A 16,931-nucleotide genomic window follows, 5' to 3' on the forward strand; every position below is an offset into this window, starting at 1 on the left:
ATGATGCTCGATCCAGTACTCGCGACGAGCGCACAAGCGAGCACGGCCATCGTCGTGTTGCTCGGCGCCGTCGCCAAATGGCGGCGCCCTGCCGCGTTCCGTCAGGCGCTCGCCGACTACCGCCTGCTGCCCGATGCGTTGACGGCGCCAGCCGCCTTCGCCATCGCGGCGGCGGAAACGGCGGGCGCCGCCGCGCTGCTGTTCGCCGATACGCGCCTCGTCGGCGCAATCGTGCTGACCGCGCTGCTGCTTGCGTTCGCAGCGGGCCTCGCGTTCAACATCCTGCGTGGCCACACGGATATCGACTGCGGCTGCTCAGGTTTTGCCGCGACGCAAGCGACGACGCAGCAGAACGCGCCGCACAGCATCGGCTGGTTACATGTCGCCCGCGCGTTGCTGCTCGCGGCGCTCGCCGCCACCGCATTCATCGCGCCGGCAACGCGTTCGATTGTGTGGTTCGACTATCTGACGCTCTTCTTCGCCGTGCTGCTGATCGTCTGCGCACTGCTCACTTTCGACGTGCTGCTGGCCAACGTGCCGCGCCTCTCCAACTTGAGGAATTCATGATGCAAACCGCTCTCTCCGTTTCGACCGCGCTGCTGTGGATCGCCGTTCTCGCGCTCGGCGCGATCTCTCTCGCTCTCGTTCGCCAGGTCGGCATCCTGTACGAACGCATCATGCCCGCCGGTGCATTGATGATCGACAAGGGCCCCGCTGTCGGCGCGATCGCGCCGACGTTCGAGCTATCGGACATCCGCGGCCAGCAAGTGAAAGTGGGCGGTATCGACGCACAAGGCAAAGCGACGCTGTTGTTCTTCCTGTCGCCGACGTGTCCTGTCTGCAAGAAACTGCTGCCGCTGCTGCCGTCGCTGCAATCGAGTGAATCGACGCCCGTCAATATCGTGCTCGCGAGCGACGGCGATGTCGCCGAGCATCAACGCTTCGCGCAGAAGCAGAACCTCGATCGTTTCCCCTATGTGCTGTCGCAGGAACTCGGCATCGCGTATCAGATCGGCAAGCTGCCGTATGCGGTGCTGCTCGATGAAAGCGGCAAGGTCCGCTCGAAGGGGCTCGTGAACACGCGTGAGCATCTGGAAAGCCTGTTCGAAGCGAAGGAGCGCGGCGTCGCATCGCTGCAGGAGTTCGTGCATGGCGACCATCGCCATGAGCAGCGCGAACAGCACGCATAAAGCGCCGAACCCGATTACCAACCTGAGCGGAGAACAAGCACATGGGCGTTTTTGATTCGTGGTTCGAGAAGTCGGCGCGCGGCGTCGCGCAGCGCAGTTCACGGCGCAGCGCGATGGCGAAGCTCGGCAAGGTGCTGGTCGGCTCGGCGATGCTGCCGCTGCTGCCCGTCGATCGCACTGCTTATGCGGCCGATGCGGCTTCGGGCGCATCGGCCGCATCGGGCGCAGCAGTGCCGGGCGCCAGCGACGATGCGATGAGCTGCGATTACTGGAAATACTGCGCGATCGACGGATGGCTGTGCAGCTGCTGCGGCGGCACGTCGAGCAGCTGCCCGCCGGGCACGACGCCCTCGCCGATTACCTGGATCGGCACCTGCCGCAATCCGCATGACGGCTCCGACTACATCGTGTCGTACAACGACTGCTGCGGCAAAACCTCGTGCGGCAAGTGCTTCTGCAACCGCAATGAACGCGAGAAGCCGCTGTACAAGCTGTCGCTCGACAACGACATCAACTGGTGCATGGCCAACGGCAACTCGAACTATCACTGTTCGGTGTCGGTCCTGCTTGGAGCCGCAAAGCAATGAACGTGAAACACACTGGAAAATTCGCGGCCGTCTGCATGGCGGCGGCCGCGTCGTTCGCGATGACGGACGCCGCGCACGCGCAAAACGTGCACTACCCCGCCGGCAAGAGCATGTTCGATGCGCAATGCGCGGTGTGTCACCAGGCGGGCGGCAAGGGTCAGGACGGTCTCGCGCCACCTCTCACCGACTATCCGGGCAAGTATTCGTCGACGGCGCAAGGCCGCGCGCAGCTGACGTCGACGGTAGTGCACGGCATGTTCGGCGAAATCAAGGTCAACGACAAGAGCTACAACTTCAAGATGCCGAGCTTCGCAAGCGCAAGCGATGAGGACCTGGCTCAGGTGTTGAACTATGTCGTGTTCGACCTGAACGCGAAGCATGACGACGCAAAGCCCTTCACGGCCGCCGACATCAAGGCCGCACGCGCGCAGGAGATGGACAGCGCCGCGGTGCACAGACAGCGCGCCGCCGTCGTGAAGGGACTCGGCCTATGAACGCCGCCCGCGTGTTTCGTGCCGGCCATCGCGGACTCGCGCAACAGCCCGCGCGCGGCGCGCGGGCTGCCACGCCGTGGATCGCGGCGCGCCGCATGTCGATGTTGCTGCTCGCGTGCGCCGCGACGTTCGCGCAACCATCGCCTGCCGATGCACAAAGCAACGGCGATGCATCGCTCGCGCAGCAGCATTGGGTGCTCAACTGCATGGGTTGCCATACGGCGACGGGAGGCGGCATTCCCGGCAAGGTGCCGCCGCTGGCGAACTCGCTCGGCTACTTCGAGCATCTGCCCGCGGGACGCGAATATGTGATGCGCGTGCCGGGCGCGTCGAATTCCGCGCTCTCCGATCAGGAACTCGCAGACGTGCTGAACTGGCTGCTCACGACGATGAACCGCGATGCGCTGCCGAAGGACTTCAAGCCCTATACGGCCGCCGAACTCAGCGCCCACCGCCGGCCCGCTTACTCCGATGTCGCGACCGTGCGCAACGGACTGATCCGCGATCTCCATGAGCGCGGCATCAAGGGTGTCGCGGACCGTTACTGAATATCCGATTCAAAGGAAACGAATATGGAGACGAACCCTACCTTCCCGCTGCTCGACGCCACGCAAGCGTTCCTCGCGAAGCCGAAGAAGATGCTGATCGGCGCTGAATGGACGGACGCGGCCTCGGGCCGCACGCTCGACGTCCTCAATCCCGCCGACGGCAGCGTGCTCGCGCGCGTGCCCGAAGCGAACGAGCACGACGTGCAGCAAGCGGTCGCCGCCGCGCGCCGCGCCTTCGACGCAGGCCCGTGGCGCTCGACGAAGACCACTGACCGCGAACGTCTGCTCCTCAAGCTCGCCGATCTTGTCGAAGCGAATGCTCGCGAACTTGCCGAAATCGAATCGCTCGACAATGGCAAGCCGGTGGCGGTTGCACAAGGCCTGGACGTGTCGATGGCCGCGCAGTGCTTCCGCTATATGGCGGGCTGGGCGACGAAGATCGAAGGCAGCGTGATCGATGCGGGCATGCCTTACCTGCCCGATAGCAAAGTGTTCGCGTACACGCGCAAGGAACCCGTCGGCGTGGTCGGCGCGATCATTCCCTGGAATTTCCCGCTGCTGATGGCGGCCTGGAAGGTCGCGCCCGCGCTCGCGACGGGCTGCACCGTCGTGCTGAAGCCCGCTGAAGACACGCCGCTGTCCGCGCTGCGTCTGGGCGAACTGATTCGCGAGGCGGGCTACCCGGAAGGCGTCGTCAATATCGTCACGGGCTACGGGCATACGGCGGGCGCTGCACTGTCGCGCGATCCGCGCATCGACAAGATCGCGTTCACGGGTTCGACGCAGACGGGCAAGCTGATCGGCCACGCCGCGCTCGACAACATGACGCGCATGTCGCTCGAACTGGGCGGCAAGTCGCCTGTGATCGTGCTGCCCGATGTCGATGTCGACAAGGCCGCGCACGGCGTCGCGAATGCGATCTTCTTCAACTCGGGTCAGGTGTGCACGGCGGGCTCGCGCGTCTATATCCACAGCAAGGTATTCGACAAGGTGATCGACGGCGTCGCGCAGATTGCAAAGAGCCTGAAGGTCGGCGCGGGCATGGATCCGTCCACGCTGATTGGCCCGCTCGTGTCAGCGAAACAGCGCGAGCGCGTCTGCGGCTACATCGATTCGGGCTTCGCGGAAGGCGCGCGCGCCGCAGCGGGCGGCAAGATGCTCGACAAGGCGGGCTTTTTCGTCGAGCCAACCGTGATGGTCGACACGAATCACACGATGCGCGTGGTGCGCGAGGAAATCTTCGGGCCCGTGCTGGTCGCGATGCCCTTCGACGAAACCGACACCGCCGTACAGCTCGCGAACGACACGCCCTATGGGCTCGGCGCGAGCATCTGGTCGAACGATATGTCGGCTGTTCACAAGCTGATTCCGCGCATCGCTGCCGGCACGGTGTGGGTGAACTGCCATTCGCTGCTCGACAACGCGCTGCCGTTCGGCGGCATGAAGCAATCGGGCTTCGGCCGTGAACTGGGCCGTGCCGTCGTCGACCAGTACACGGAAAGCAAGTCCGTGATGATCAATTACGCGTAAGCGATTCTCGCGCCGCCTTGCCGACGCGCGATGCATCGGCAAGGCCAACGTCCTGCTCGCCCGAAACGGGACGAGCAAGACAGACACAAGAGACAAAGGGGAAGAGACATGAATCATCCGACGACGCCGCGGCAGATCGCGGCGGCGGTGGCCGCACTCGCCGCGGCGCTGGCAGCGCCCTGCATCGCGCAAGCACAAAGCAGCATCACGCTATACGGCGATGTCGACGCGGGCATCACGTACACGAACAACCAGCAGGTCACGCATGCGGACGGCAGCATTGGCGGCGGTCACAACTTCCAGTTCACGGGCGGCAATTCCGCGCCCTCGCGCTTCGGCCTGACGGGCAGCGAAGATCTCGGCGGCGGCACGGCCGTTACGTTCAAGCTCGAAAACAGCTTCTATACGGGCACGGGCAGCTTCGTGCAAGGCGGCACGCTGTTCAACCAGAACGCGTGGGTCGGCCTCACGAGCGAACGTTACGGCACGCTGACCTTCGGCCGCCAGTTCGATTCGTACACGAATGCGCTTGCACCGTACGCGTCGAGTAACAACTGGGCTACGCTTTTCGGCTCCCATCTCGGCGACGTCGACAACCTGAATGCCGCGCTGAATCTGAACAATGCGGTGCAGTACGTGAGTCCGACGTTTGCAGGCTTTTCGGTGAGCGGCACGTACTCGCTGGGCGGCGTCGCGGGTGACTTCGCGCAAAAGCGCGGCTGGGCCGTCGCGGCGAGTTACAGCAACGCGCCGTTCTCGTTCGGCATCGGCTATCTCGACCTGAACAATCCCCTCGATGCGGCGCTCGGCGGCCAGCAGGGTTATATCGGCGACTTTGCGTGCTCGAATCCGACCGCGATGTACTGCGAGCTGCAGAACGCGCGCTCGCTGAAGACGTTCGGCGCGGGCGGCACATACACGTTCGGACCGGCGACGTTCGGCCTCGTCTATACCCATACGAAGCTGGACGATAGCCAGTACTTCGCGAGCGCCGCCTTGCCGCAAGGCTCCGATGTGCGCTTCGATATTGTCGAAGTGAATGCGACGTATGCGGTGTCGCCCGCTCTTTCACTCGGCGCCGCGTATATCTACAACTCGATGAAAACCGATGTGAGCGGTTCGCCGAAGTTTCACCAGGCGAACCTGGGCGCGACCTACAACCTGTCGAAGCGTACGACGCTGTATGCCGTGGGGATTTTCCAGAAGGCGGCGGGCAGCGGAATCGGCGCCGACCCTGTAACGGGGCAAGCCGTGAATTACGCACAGATTCCCAATCTGCCGAATTCGACGACCGACAAGCAGGTGTCGGTAACTGTCGGGTTGAAGCACAACTTCTGATTGCTTCCACGGCGCGTGCAATTCGCGCGTCTCGGGCCAGAGGCGTGAGACGCGCTCTTTGTCGATGTTGAACGCACCGCCTACTGCAGTTCCCCCTGCGGGAGCGGATGCAATGCCGTCCATTGTGACCAGCCGCTCGCGCAATGCTTGGACATCACGCGCAATGCTCGAGATCCGTCGCGAAAGTAGAGCGACTCGGCGATGCACGTCGTGATGTCGCTGATTCCCGGCGTGCCGACGAAGCCTCTTTCATAGGTAAAGTCGAGATTGCCTTCGCGCAGAACGTCGAGCGAACGGTCGAACTCGTCAATGAGCTTCGGATACGTCCAGTTGTTCAACAAGGTGACAGCCGCTTCAGCGTCGAACATTTTTTCTCTAAACATTTTCACTCTCCTTCTTGCGCTGCTTCAGTGCGTGCAGATGGCACGCATGCGCTGACAGACTTCGTTGCGCCCCGCTCACTCGCGCAGACCTGAACGCGTCCGGCAATCTTCGACGAAATCATCGGGCTCGACCGCGCGGCTATACAGGAAGCCCTGCATGCGGTCGATTCCGCATTCGCGCAGAAACACCGCCTGCTCTTCCGTTTCGACGCCTTCCGCCGTCACGGTGAGCGAGATCGAATGCGCGATCTGCGCGAGTCCTTCCACGATTACCGCCGACCGGCTGTCGTGCGGCAGGCCCATGACAAACGACCGGTCAATCTTCAAGCCGTGCAGGGGAAGTCGCCGGAGATACGAGAGCGACGAATAGCCGGCGCCGAAATCGTCGATGACGAATCGGACGCCGAACTTCGCGATGGCCGCTATCGTCGACACCGCGGATCGCGTATCGAGCACCGGCTGGCTCTCGGTGATTTCGAGTTCCAGCGCCGAAGGCGGCAGCCCGCTGATCTCGAGGGCGCGCGAGACCGTCCTCACAAAACGCCTGTTGAGTTGAAGCGGCGACACATTCACCGCCACGCACAGATAGGGCGCCATGTGCAAGCGCCACTGTGCCGCTTGTGCGCAAGCGCGTTCGATGACCCAATCGCCGATACGCTCGATCAGGCCCGCTTGTTCGGCGACGGGCACGAACCGCGCGGGCGGGACGACGCCCAGTTCCGGATGGGTCCAGCGCAGCAGCGCTTCTGCGCAAACCGTCTTGCGCGCTGTGCGATCCACGACGGGTTGCCACGCTAGTGTCAGCTCGCGCGCCGCCAGCGCAGCTTCCAATGCAGATTCCAAGTTCGAGTGACGCGCCTTTTCCCTGTTCATTGGTTGTGCGAATAACTCTGTCCACGGATCGCGTATGGCATCCGGCGCGGCGACGCGTTGACACCCTGACCGCACCGGCGCAACGCCGTCCGCGGCTGGCCTGGCACCTTGTTGAATCATCGCGGCACTCCTATGCTTGATCATCAGTGAATGCAGCATGTGAAAACATGCTGTTGCCTTGCCTGTGTGCAGCGCTTAGTACATTCGGAGCCATGCGGCGGAACATCGGAACATCATCGCGCAGCGAAATTGAACAGGTGTCGCAAAGATAGACCGCTGAACGCTTTCCAGGAACGATCACCATCGCTGAACGCGTCAAGCATTACTGAACGCCGGCCATGGATGGGACTATCGGGGACCTTATGAAAACGCATCAGCTCCGCGCGCTGGTCGCCGTAGCGGACGCGGGCAGCGTGCGCGGTGCAGCGCGGCTGCTCGACACGTCGCCTGCCGCGATCACGCAAAGCCTCCAGTTGCTGGAGGAGTCCATCCAGATGCAGCTGGTTTTACGCACGTCGTCCGGCGTCACGCTCACCGAATGCGGGCAAACCCTGCTGACGCATGCGCGTCTGATCGTGTCGCAAATGACGCGCGCTCATGAAGCGCTCGATGCGTTGCGCGGCATTCCTCGCAGAAGGCTGTCCGTGGCCGTGACCGCGTGGGTGGCACTGACGTTCCTGCCGGAGACGGTCGCGCGTTTCCGCGAGCGTATGCCGCAGATTCAGCTCGAACTATTCGAAGGTTTGCTTGCGATTGCGAATCCGCGCCTGCGCGACGGCAGCCTCGATATCTACATCGGCCGGCAGTCGCCTGGCGCGGCGAGCGGCGCGTTCACTTATCAGCCGGTGTTTGCATCGAGCCGCGCAGTGGTCGCGCGCAACGGTCATCCGAATGCGGCAAGCCGCTCACTGGCTGACCTGCTCGAACTCGACTGGCTGGTTGCACTCGATCCCGAGACGGAAGGGCAGGCGCCGTACCGGACGTTCGCGCAATATGGCTTGCCCGTGCCGCGGAGCATTCACTATCTGCACTCGCTGGCGGTGGCCGTGCCGTTGCTCCGCTATACCGACATGGTCAGTATCTTTCCGTGGCCTCTGGTGGAGTTGTGCGCGCAGCGCGACGATCTGTGCGCGCTGCCGTTGCGAGAACAGCTCGACGATTCACTCGTCGGCATCATTACGCGCAACGGCGAGCCGCCCGATGCGGCGTCGCGCTGCTTCATAGACTGTTTCATTGAAACGGTTCGCGGCGAGAAGTGGATGGCGTCAGCCCACATTCGCCGCGCGATGCACTCGGTCGAGATACTCGTCTAGCTGACGCTTTCGCTGACAGCCGCGCGCATCAGCTCATCGAAACACGCGAGCAGCCGGTCGATATCCGGCGCATGAATCGCGCCCATGGTCGAGATACGGAACAGTTCTTTCGACAAGCCGCCCTGCCCTGCATAGATCACGAAACCACGTGCCTTGAGCGCATCGTGCAGGCGCTCATAGGACACGCCTTCGGGCAAGCGATACGCTCGCAGCACAACCGACGATTCGGAAGCCGGCAGCGCGCTATGGATCCCGCGCCTGGCAAGCCCGGCACGCGCCTGCTCGGCAAGCGCCGCATAGCGGGCGTGGCGCGCCTTCCAGCCGCCTTCCTCATCGATTTCGCGTAGCGCTTCGACGAGCGCGTAATACGCATGCACCGACGGCGTAAACGGCGTATTACGTTGATCCTGCAACTGGGCAAGCCGCACGAGCCCGAGGTAATACGTGCGGCTTGCGGCAACGGCCAGCGCATCGCGCCGCACGATCACGAATGCCGCGCCCGGCACGCCATGCAGGCACTTGTTCGCGGTCGCGGCGACGGCCACGATCGTGCCTTCCGCGAAGTCGATCTCTTCTGCGCCGAAACTGCTCACGCCGTCCACCAGCATCTTCACGCCGCGCGCGCGGCAAACCTGCGCGAGCGCCTTCAGGTCGTTCAGACGGCCCGTGGTCGTCTCGTGATGAATCACGGCGACATGTGTGATGGCCTTGTCGTCGTCGAGCGCGGCCGCGATGCGCGCGAGCTCGGGCGCCTGCATCCATTCGTGCTTCACGATGCGGTGCGCGATGCCGTACTGCTTTGCAATCTGCGCGATACGCTCGCCATACACGCCGTTTTCGATGATCAACAGCTTGCCGTTCTCAGGCACGAGCGCTGCGATCATGCTTTCGACGGCTGCCGTGCCCGAGCCCGTCATCAGCACGGCGCTCCATTGCGCGGGGTCGAGGTCGTACAGCTTGACGAGACGCGAACGCGCTTCGTCCTGAAGATCGAAGAACTCGCTTTCGCGGTGACACAGGTCCGTTTGCAGCAGGCTATTGCGCACGCGCTCCGTCAGCGTGACGGGACCGGGATTCATCAGCAGCATCAGCGTGCTCCTTGGTTCGGGCCGCCCATGGCGATGTGGCGCATCAGGCGCGTCTTCACATCCGGCGGCGTAATGGTCGGGCGCGGCAAGCCATCCGGCGTGCCGCGGCGAATCGCAACGCGCACGAAGCGCGGGCCGTCGAGCAGCGGCGACGCGAACAGTTCGTCGATCAGGCTCACGTCGTCGCCTTCGACCGCCGACGCATAGCCGCACGCCGCCGCGACACCCGCGAACGACACCTGCGGCGATACCGTCGACTGCCCGCCCGTCGAATCGTGCGCGCCGTTGTCGAGCAAAATGTGCGTGAGATTCGAAGGACCGTACGCGCCGAGTGTCGCGAACACGCCCATGCGCATCAGCGCGGCTCCGTCGCCGTCGAGCGCGACCACGTGCAGATCCGGACGCGTGAGCGCAAGGCCCAGCGCGAACGGCGTCAGACAGCCCATCGAGCCGACCATGTAAAGCTGGTTCGGGCGATCGTCGATTGCATAGAGCTCGCGTCCGCAAAATCCCGTCGACGCCAGCACCACGGTCGAATGCAACGGCGTGTGCGCAATCACGCGTTGCAGCGCTTCGTTGCGGGTCGGCAAGGCGTCGGGTGTCTTTGCTCGCGAGACATCGCGTGCCATGCATGCTTCGCGCTTCGCAGAGCGGCCCGCGTCCTTGAGTTCGTGGGGCGCGACGCTGCCCTTCTGCATCACGAGCGCGTATGGGCGGCCCGTCGCATCCATATGCGCGATTGCGCGGTCGAGCGCGGGGCCAATTGCGTCGGGTTCCGTCGGGAAGGTCTCCCACGGAATCTCCATCGTGTCGAGCATGGCCGGCGTGATGGGGCCCATCAGCTGATGCTGCGGCTCGTCCGCGACGCCTGGCTGGCCGCGCCACGTGACGATCAGGAGCTGCGGCAGCTGGAACGTCCATGTGAGCGACGTAAGCGGGCTCACTGCGTTGCCGAGGCCCGAGTTCTGCATCATCGTCACGCCGCGGCGGCCGTTCTGCGCGCCGAGCGTCACGCCCGCGATGAGCGCGACGGCATCGCCTTCGTTCGCCGCCGACACGTAATGCAGCTTCGGATCCTGCAGCACGTAGTTGATGAACGGCGTCAGATACGAGCACGGCACGCCCGCATACCAGTCGAAGCCGCGCTCGCGCGCCGCCTCGACGAACTGTGCTGCCTCGATCATTGAGCGGCGCCTCCCGCTGCATCACCCTTCGCGAGCGGCGTGGCTTCGTGCGCGAAGTCGCCTGCGCGGCGGAAGTCTTCGAGGTCGTTCACGCCGCGCCAGTGGCCGTGCACGTATTGCACTTCGATTTCTTCACCGGCTTCGAGCAATGCGTTCAACAGCGCGGGCATATCGAGGGAATCGAAATCGGGACGTGCACGCAGCGTGCTCATCACCGCTTGCAGACGCTCACGGCCTCCGCCGCGCACGTTCAGGAGGCCGATCCAGCGGCCGTTCGGCGCTGCGCCGTGCAGGTCGGCTTCGTTGTTCGACACGCGGCGCAGCAGCACCTTGTTGCCGAACAGACCGCGATCGTCGCCGGCCGAGCACCACGCGAAGTCGCGCACGCTCTGGTTCGCCGCACCCGTTTCATCGATCGTCGTCGAATCGACTACCACGCTGAAGGGCGCCTCGCTCTCCACCAGATCGCGCACGATATAGCTGCGGAACAACAGGTCGCCGTACGAGATCAAGGTGTCGTTCTGCAGGTTGTCGATCGCGCATGCGAGCGACGCCAGTTCACCCGTCTGCTCGTGGCGCTCGTTGACGACGAGCTTGATGCCGGCGGTATCGATCGCGTCGGCGCGATAACCGCCGACCACCGTGATGTCGTTGACGCCCTGCTTCTTGAACGCATCGACGAGCCAGCGCAGCAGCGGCTTGCCCGCGATGGGCAGCATGACCTTCGGGCGATCCGTCGTGACGGCTTCGAGCCCTGCGCCGCGGCTCGCGGCGAGCACGACAGCCGAGCCCGCCGCGCGCGACGACGAAAGATAACGCTCTTCCGCCTCCGAGTATTCGTCGGCGTTCTGCAGACGGAAGATTTCGTTGACGGTCGCGATGCGGTCTTCGACGTTGACGAGCGTCTGGCTCTCGTAGATTTCCTTGACGACGGCCTGCATCGCCGAGGTCGCTGCGCGAATCTGATGGTTTGCCCAGATCACCGTGCTGATGCCTGCCTTGCGGAACACTTCTGTCGGCGTGCTGTAGTACTTGGTCGGCACGATCACGAGCGGACCGCGGCCTGCCCATTCGCGGGCGAACTCGAGAATCTCGTCGGGACGCGACAGCTTGCTGTGAATCAGGATCGCGTCGGCGCCCGCCTGGCGATACGCTTCTGCGCGCTTGAGCGCTTCTTCCATGCCCCAGCCTGCGATCAGTGCTTCGACGCGTGCGACGATCGAGAAGTCCTCATCCGTCTGCGAATCCTTGCCGGCCTTGATCTTGCCGCAGAACTCGTCGATATCGGCGAGCGGCTGCGCTTCGCCCTTGATGAAGCTGTTCGTCTTCGGGAACACCTTGTCTTCGATACAGACGCCAGCGATGCCGCGCTGTTCCAGCTTGCGCACGAGGCGGCGCACGTTGTTGAAGTTGCCGTAGCCGGTATCGCCGTCAAGCAGGATGGGCAGATCGCTCGCGTCGGCCATGAATTCGAGGGTATCGACGACCTGGGTCCAGCTAGCTTCGTTGTTGTCGCGCACGCCGTACTGCGCGGAGATCGCGAGGCCCGAGCCCCAGATGCCCTTGAAGCCGGCTTCGCGCACGATACGCGCGGAGATGCCGTTATGAGCTTCCATCAGGAATTCGAGTTCATTGCTGGTGAGCATCTGGCGCAGGCGTGCGCTGCGCGACAGAGTGGTGAAAGAGGGTTCGCGTGCGTTCATCGTGGCTCCGGTTTTCTTTTTGCGCTGCTGTTTTGCGCTGCGCGCAGCGTCGGTCTCGCGACCAAAAATGGCGACTATATCGGAAATGATTTCTGCGCGCCTTTGAAGAGACCTGCATGCGGCCTGATTTTGGCAATTGATGGAGTTTGGGTGAAAAATGTGGCCAATTAGCGCGGTTTTTCTGTCTGCGACGCTGGGATTGGTTTTCGCTTATGGGTTTTCATTTTTTGGTTTGTGTTTTAGTACTTTCACTGGCATCCGCGTTATGTCTGCGTACTCCATGCGTTGCCCCTGTGCGGGGCGGCACCTACTTTTCTTTGCCGCGGCAAAGAAAAGTAGGCAAAAGAAAGCCGCTTACACCGGGCGTCTTGACGCTTGCCCACGGGCCCTCAACGTCCCCGTAATTCATGCGGCAACGAGCTAAGCCACGCTCGTTGCCAGCGTTCCAAAGCCGGCCTCACCCACTTCGCGCGCTCCGTCACCGGCCTGCGCCATCGCATTGCTTGCGCCCATTTGCGGCAAACGGTGTGTCGGTTGTCGCACTGCAGGCGTCCGGGCACCGAATGTTTTCTGGCAAGAACGATACGCTTCGCGGCGCGACACCCTACACACCGTTTGCCGCATATGGACGGCGGTGGTGAAGCACGGATAGTCCTGGTACGAGAGCATGAAGCGGGTGAGGCGTTGATCAAGGGCGTTAGCAACGAACGTCGAAACAGATGCGTTGCCGCGCGAATTACGGGGACATTGAGGGCCCGTGGGCAGGTGTCAAGACGCCCGGTGTGGAGCGGCTTTCTTTTGCCTACTTTTCTTTGCCGCGGCAAAGAAAAGTAGGTGCCGCCCCGCACAGGGGCAACGCATGAAATACACAAACATAACGCACATGCCAGCGCAAACCGCACCCGCAGACGCAGGAAACGAAAAACTTCATACGAATACAGCTACGCTGATTACGGGTTTCCCCGCGTTATGCGCAAACGCTAGTGCGCCGTAAACCCCATTAAGCAGTGCCATAAACGCCGCGCTGCCACATAGAGAACCGTCCAGCCGCTGCGTAAGCAAAAAGCAAAGCAAACTCCAACCATGACACTGAACAAAAAACTCGCCTCGATGATCGCGATCCTTTGGGTCGGCCTCGTCTTCATCGGTGCGTTCGGCGCGTGGCACAGCCGCTCGTCGATGATCGCCGACCGCCGCGATCAACTCACCAACCTCGTCGAGCAGGCCAATTCGATCGTCAACCGCTACTACACACTGTCCCAACAACATGTGATGAGCGAAGCCGATGCCAAGAAGCAGGCCCTCGATACGATCGCCGCAATCCGCTACGGCTCCGACGGCTACCTCTCCATCAACGACTCGCAACCCGTCATGCTGATGCACCCGTTCAAGCCGGCGCTCGTCGGCAAGAACCTGTCCGGCTTCACCGACCCAGCAGGCAACCACCTGTTCGTCGATATCGTCAACGCGGCCGGCCAAGGCAAGGGCGGCTTCGTCGATTACCTGTGGTCGAAACCCGGCAGCGACACGCCCGTCCCCAAGACCAGCTATGCAATGCGCTTCGCGCCATGGGACTGGGTGCTCGTCACAGGCATGTACATGGACGACGTGCAGAAGGCGTTTTACGTCGATCTGCTGCGCTGGCTCGCCATCACGTTCGCGCTAGGCGGCATCGCCACCGCCGTGATGGTGCTCGTGCTGCGCAGCGTGAAGCGCACGCTCGGCGGCGACCTCGAAACGGCCGTCGAAGCGACGCAGCGGATCGCGCGAGGCGACCTCGCGACGCCCGTACCGCTCGCGCACAACGACCGCACGAGCCTGCTGCACGCGCTGCATACAATGCAACAGGGCCTGGTCGAAACGGTCTCGCGGGTGCGCACAGGGACCGAAAACATCAACGTCGGCGCAAGCGAAATCGCCGCAGGTAACACCGACCTCTCGCAACGCACGGAAGAACAGGCAGCCGCGCTCGTGCAAACCGCGTCGAGCATGGACGAGATGACGTCGAACGTGAAGCAGAACGCCGATAGCGCAGCGACGGCAGCGGGCCTCGCGAGCGAGGCCGCCGATATCGCAAAGCGCGGCAGCCTCGTGGTCGACGACGTGGTCCGTACCATGGGCGACATCACCAGCAGCTCCAGGCAGATCGGCGACATCATCGGCGTAATCGACGGCATTGCGTTCCAGACCAACATCCTCGCGCTGAACGCGGCCGTCGAAGCGGCGCGCGCAGGCGAGCAGGGCCGCGGCTTCGCGGTCGTCGCAGCGGAAGTGCGCAGCCTCGCGCAGCGTTCGGCAACCGCGGCCAAGGAAATCAAGGCTTTGATCGAGACGTCGACGGGCAGCGTCGAAGAAGGCGCGTCGCTCGTCGCGAACGCGGGTTCGACGATGGGCGAGATCGTCGCGTCCGTGCGCCGCGTGAACGAGATTCTCGAGGAAATCAGCCATGCGTCCCGCGAACAGAGCGCAGGCATCGAGCAGGTGAACCGCGCCGTCGGCGAAATGGATCAGGTCACCCAGCAGAATGCCGCACTCGTCGAACAGGCCGCCGCCGCCGCCCATTCGCTGAAAGATCAGGTCGGCGTGTTGCGCGAAGCCATCTCGAGTTTCTCGCTGCCAGCCTGACCCCTGCCCCACGCTGCGTGAGCGAACAAGTTCGCGTACCAGGTATCCCACCAAAAAAGAAGGCGCTCGATTGCGAGCGCCTCATCAACACGCCGCGTCGGAGACGACGCATCAGTTGAACGGGCGATGGCGCCCGCGTTTTCAAAACCGGCCCGCCTCCCGTGTGTCCGGCGCCCCTTGCGCGTCGCGCACGCGCAAAAACCTGCGCGAAGCTCGCACCGAGATTACGTTCTTATTACAATCTGTCCACATTCACTGTGGTCCGGTTGCCAGAACGGCCGGCTTCGCCCTCATGCTCCGCAAGAAAAATCACGATCCGTACGCGCCCGTCGCGAAGAATCCCGTCCTCGTCGCGCGCCTTCCGATGTGGCGTTCGAAGCTGGTCGTGATCCTCGTGTTCGCGGCGTTTGTTTCGCTGATCGGCCGAGCGTTCTGGGTGCAGGTTGTCAATCAGGATTTCTACGTCGAACAGGGGCAAAAGCGCTATCAGCGGACCATCGAACTCGACGCGATGCGCGGGCGCATCGTCGACCGGCACGGCGCGATGCTCGCCGTGAGTCTCGCGACGTACGAAATCTGGGCGTCGCCGAAGCTGCTCGACGAAGCCGCCTGGCCGCCGCTCGCAAAGCTGCTCGACATGCCGCTCGCGGAACTCAGGCAGCGCGTCTCCAGCAACAAGAGCTTCGTGCTGCTGAAGCGACAGGTCGACGCCGAAACGGCCGCGCATATCGACAGGCTGAATCTCGCGGGCATCACGCGCATCGCAGATTCGAAGCGCTTCTATCCGGAGGGTGAATCGGCGGCGCACGTGGTCGGTTTCACCGATATCGAGGACAACGGCCAGGAAGGCGTCGAGCTGGCCGCGAACGAGCTGTTGTCCGGCGAGCCGGGCGAGCGCGAGGTGATCCGCGATCGCCTTGGCCGCGTGGTGTCGGACACGCGCCCGCTCACGCCCGCGCAAAACGGCGCGACCGTCCATCTGACGATCGACCGGCGCATCCAGCAGCTCGCGTATGCGCAACTCAAGGCCGCCGTCGCAAAGCACAGCGCGCAGGCGGGCAGTGTCGTCGTGCTCGACGCGCACAACGGCGAGATTCTCGCGCTCGCGAACTATCCGAGCTTCGACCCGAACGACCGCTCGCGTCTGACGGGCAAGCAGTTGCGCAACCGCGCCGTGGTCGATACGTTCGAACCGGGTTCGACGATCAAGCCGCTGGTGGTCGCGCTGTCGCTCGACCGCGGCCTCGTCCGGCCGGACACGATGATCGACACGGCGCCGGGCTGGTACAAGATCGGCCCCGCCGTGATTCACGACACGTCGAACCACGGACGCATGACGATCGCCGAGGCCTTGCAGAAATCGAGCAATATCGCGCTCGCGAAGCTCGCGCTGAACCTGCCCGCCGAAACCATCTGGAACAAGTACCAGGAATACGGACTGGGCCGTGCACCCGAGCTGACCTTCCCGGGTGTCGCAGCGGGCCGCGTGCGTCCGTTCGCGCGCTGGCGTCCCATCGAACAGGCGACAATGGCTTACGGTTACGGCCTGTCGGCGTCGCTATTGCAGGTCGCGCAAGTGTATACGGCCTATGCGGGCGACGGCACACTGCACCCCGCCACGCTGCTGGCCGACCCGATGCGCACGCCGTCTGCCCACCCACGCGTGACGACGCCCGCAACGGCGGCTGCCATCCGCTCGATGCTCGAAATGGCGACGAGCGAAGGCGGCACGGGGCGCGCGGCGAATATCGACGGTTATCGCGTGGGCGGAAAGACGGGGACGGCGCGCAAGCAGGTCGGCAGTTCGTACGCGAAGGGGCGCTACCGGTCGTTGTTCGTCGGCATGGCGCCGATGAGCAATCCGCGCCTCGTCGTTGCCGTGATGATCGACGATCCCGCCGGCCGCGCGTTTTATGGCGGCGCGGTCGCGGGGCCCGTGTTCAGCGCTGTGACGGGCGGCTCGCTTCAGCTGCTCGGCGTGCCGCCCGATGCGCCTGCTTCGGCCGTCGCGCATGCGCCAGAAGTGTGAGCGCTGCCTGTGGGCCCTGTCGCGCCTGAACCGCGCGCATCAGCGG

The 16,931-nt window shown here is 63.6% G+C and carries 16 protein-coding genes; 11 read left to right on the top strand and 5 right to left on the bottom strand.

Annotated features, from left to right (window positions below; all coding sequences use genetic code 11):
- The 7 genes from BPHY_RS19240 to BPHY_RS19270 all read left to right on the top strand — a co-directional run bounded on the left by BPHY_RS19240 (position 1) and on the right by BPHY_RS19270 (position 5,687).
- Positions 1-567: a MauE/DoxX family redox-associated membrane protein gene (locus BPHY_RS19240; RefSeq protein ID WP_012403114.1), complete on the top strand. Its 567-nt coding sequence runs from the start codon at positions 1-3 to the stop codon at positions 565-567.
- Positions 564-1,190, top strand: a complete 627-nt coding sequence (gene mauD, locus BPHY_RS19245) for a methylamine dehydrogenase accessory protein MauD (protein ID WP_012403115.1) — start codon at positions 564-566, stop codon at positions 1,188-1,190. The genes BPHY_RS19240 and mauD overlap by 4 nt, the downstream gene beginning before the upstream one ends.
- Before the next feature lie 41 nt (positions 1,191-1,231).
- Positions 1,232-1,777, top strand: a complete 546-nt coding sequence (locus BPHY_RS19250; protein WP_012403116.1) for a methylamine dehydrogenase light chain — start codon at positions 1,232-1,234, stop codon at positions 1,775-1,777.
- Positions 1,774-2,271: a c-type cytochrome gene (locus BPHY_RS19255; protein WP_012403117.1), complete on the top strand. Its 498-nt coding sequence runs from the start codon at positions 1,774-1,776 to the stop codon at positions 2,269-2,271. The genes BPHY_RS19250 and BPHY_RS19255 overlap by 4 nt, the downstream gene beginning before the upstream one ends.
- Positions 2,268-2,819 carry a c-type cytochrome gene (locus BPHY_RS19260; RefSeq protein WP_012403118.1) on the top strand — a complete coding sequence of 184 codons (552 nt, stop codon included), beginning with the start codon at positions 2,268-2,270 and terminating at the stop codon, positions 2,817-2,819. The genes BPHY_RS19255 and BPHY_RS19260 overlap by 4 nt, the downstream gene beginning before the upstream one ends.
- A 24-nt stretch (positions 2,820-2,843) precedes the next feature.
- Positions 2,844-4,349, top strand: a complete 1,506-nt coding sequence (locus BPHY_RS19265; protein WP_012403119.1) for an aldehyde dehydrogenase family protein — start codon at positions 2,844-2,846, stop codon at positions 4,347-4,349.
- 108 nt (positions 4,350-4,457) lie between these two features.
- Entirely contained in the window at positions 4,458-5,687 is a 1,230-nt protein-coding gene (locus tag BPHY_RS19270; RefSeq protein ID WP_012403120.1) for a porin, read from the top strand.
- Between the two features lie 80 nt (positions 5,688-5,767).
- On the opposite strand, the gene BPHY_RS19275 is transcribed toward BPHY_RS19270, so the two are convergent.
- Both BPHY_RS19275 and BPHY_RS19280 read right to left on the bottom strand, forming a co-directional pair.
- Complete coding sequence (locus BPHY_RS19275; RefSeq protein ID WP_012403121.1) at positions 5,768-6,070, bottom strand: hypothetical protein; 303 nt, start codon at positions 6,068-6,070, stop codon at positions 5,768-5,770.
- A gap of 75 nt (positions 6,071-6,145) precedes the next feature.
- Complete coding sequence (locus tag BPHY_RS19280; protein ID WP_157686641.1) at positions 6,146-6,901, bottom strand: putative bifunctional diguanylate cyclase/phosphodiesterase; 756 nt, start codon at positions 6,899-6,901, stop codon at positions 6,146-6,148.
- Positions 6,902-7,305: 404 nt separating this feature from the next.
- On the opposite strand from BPHY_RS19280, the gene BPHY_RS19285 reads away from it, so the two are divergent.
- Positions 7,306-8,256, top strand: coding sequence for a LysR substrate-binding domain-containing protein (locus BPHY_RS19285; protein WP_012403123.1), 951 nt, complete (start codon positions 7,306-7,308; stop codon positions 8,254-8,256).
- Here BPHY_RS19285 and BPHY_RS19290 read toward each other — a convergent pair.
- The 3 genes from BPHY_RS19290 to aepX are packed head-to-tail and all read right to left on the bottom strand — an operon-like array spanning position 8,253 to position 12,231.
- Complete coding sequence (locus tag BPHY_RS19290) at positions 8,253-9,344, bottom strand: 2-aminoethylphosphonate aminotransferase (RefSeq protein ID WP_012403124.1); 1,092 nt, start codon at positions 9,342-9,344, stop codon at positions 8,253-8,255. The two genes, BPHY_RS19285 and BPHY_RS19290, sit on opposite strands and share 4 nt — an antisense overlap.
- The gene (gene aepY / locus BPHY_RS19295; RefSeq protein ID WP_012403125.1) at positions 9,344-10,528 is read right to left on the bottom strand and encodes a phosphonopyruvate decarboxylase; all 1,185 of its coding nucleotides are present in this window, start codon (positions 10,526-10,528) and stop codon (positions 9,344-9,346) included. The genes BPHY_RS19290 and aepY overlap by 1 nt, the downstream gene beginning before the upstream one ends.
- A complete protein-coding gene (aepX, locus tag BPHY_RS19300; RefSeq protein WP_012403126.1) occupies positions 10,525-12,231 on the bottom strand; it encodes a phosphoenolpyruvate mutase in 1,707 nt (568 codons plus the stop codon). Before aepX ends, aepY begins: the two co-directional genes overlap by 4 nt.
- Between aepX and BPHY_RS42590 the strand changes: the two genes are divergently transcribed.
- The 3 genes from BPHY_RS42590 to BPHY_RS19310 all read left to right on the top strand — a co-directional run bounded on the left by BPHY_RS42590 (position 12,133) and on the right by BPHY_RS19310 (position 16,885).
- Positions 12,133-12,402: a hypothetical protein gene (locus BPHY_RS42590; RefSeq protein WP_167538874.1), complete on the top strand. Its 270-nt coding sequence runs from the start codon at positions 12,133-12,135 to the stop codon at positions 12,400-12,402. The two genes, aepX and BPHY_RS42590, sit on opposite strands and share 99 nt — an antisense overlap.
- 912 nt (positions 12,403-13,314) lie before the next feature.
- On the top strand, positions 13,315-14,856 hold the full coding sequence (locus BPHY_RS19305; protein ID WP_012403127.1) for a methyl-accepting chemotaxis protein: 1,542 nt from the start codon (positions 13,315-13,317) through the stop codon (positions 14,854-14,856).
- Positions 14,857-15,148: 292 nt separating this feature from the next.
- Positions 15,149-16,885, top strand: coding sequence for a peptidoglycan D,D-transpeptidase FtsI family protein (locus BPHY_RS19310; RefSeq protein ID WP_012403128.1), 1,737 nt, complete (start codon positions 15,149-15,151; stop codon positions 16,883-16,885).
- Positions 16,886-16,931 lie beyond the last annotated feature (46 nt).

The organism is Paraburkholderia phymatum STM815, from assembly GCF_000020045.1.
GTDB classification, from domain to species: domain Bacteria; phylum Pseudomonadota; class Gammaproteobacteria; order Burkholderiales; family Burkholderiaceae; genus Paraburkholderia; species Paraburkholderia phymatum.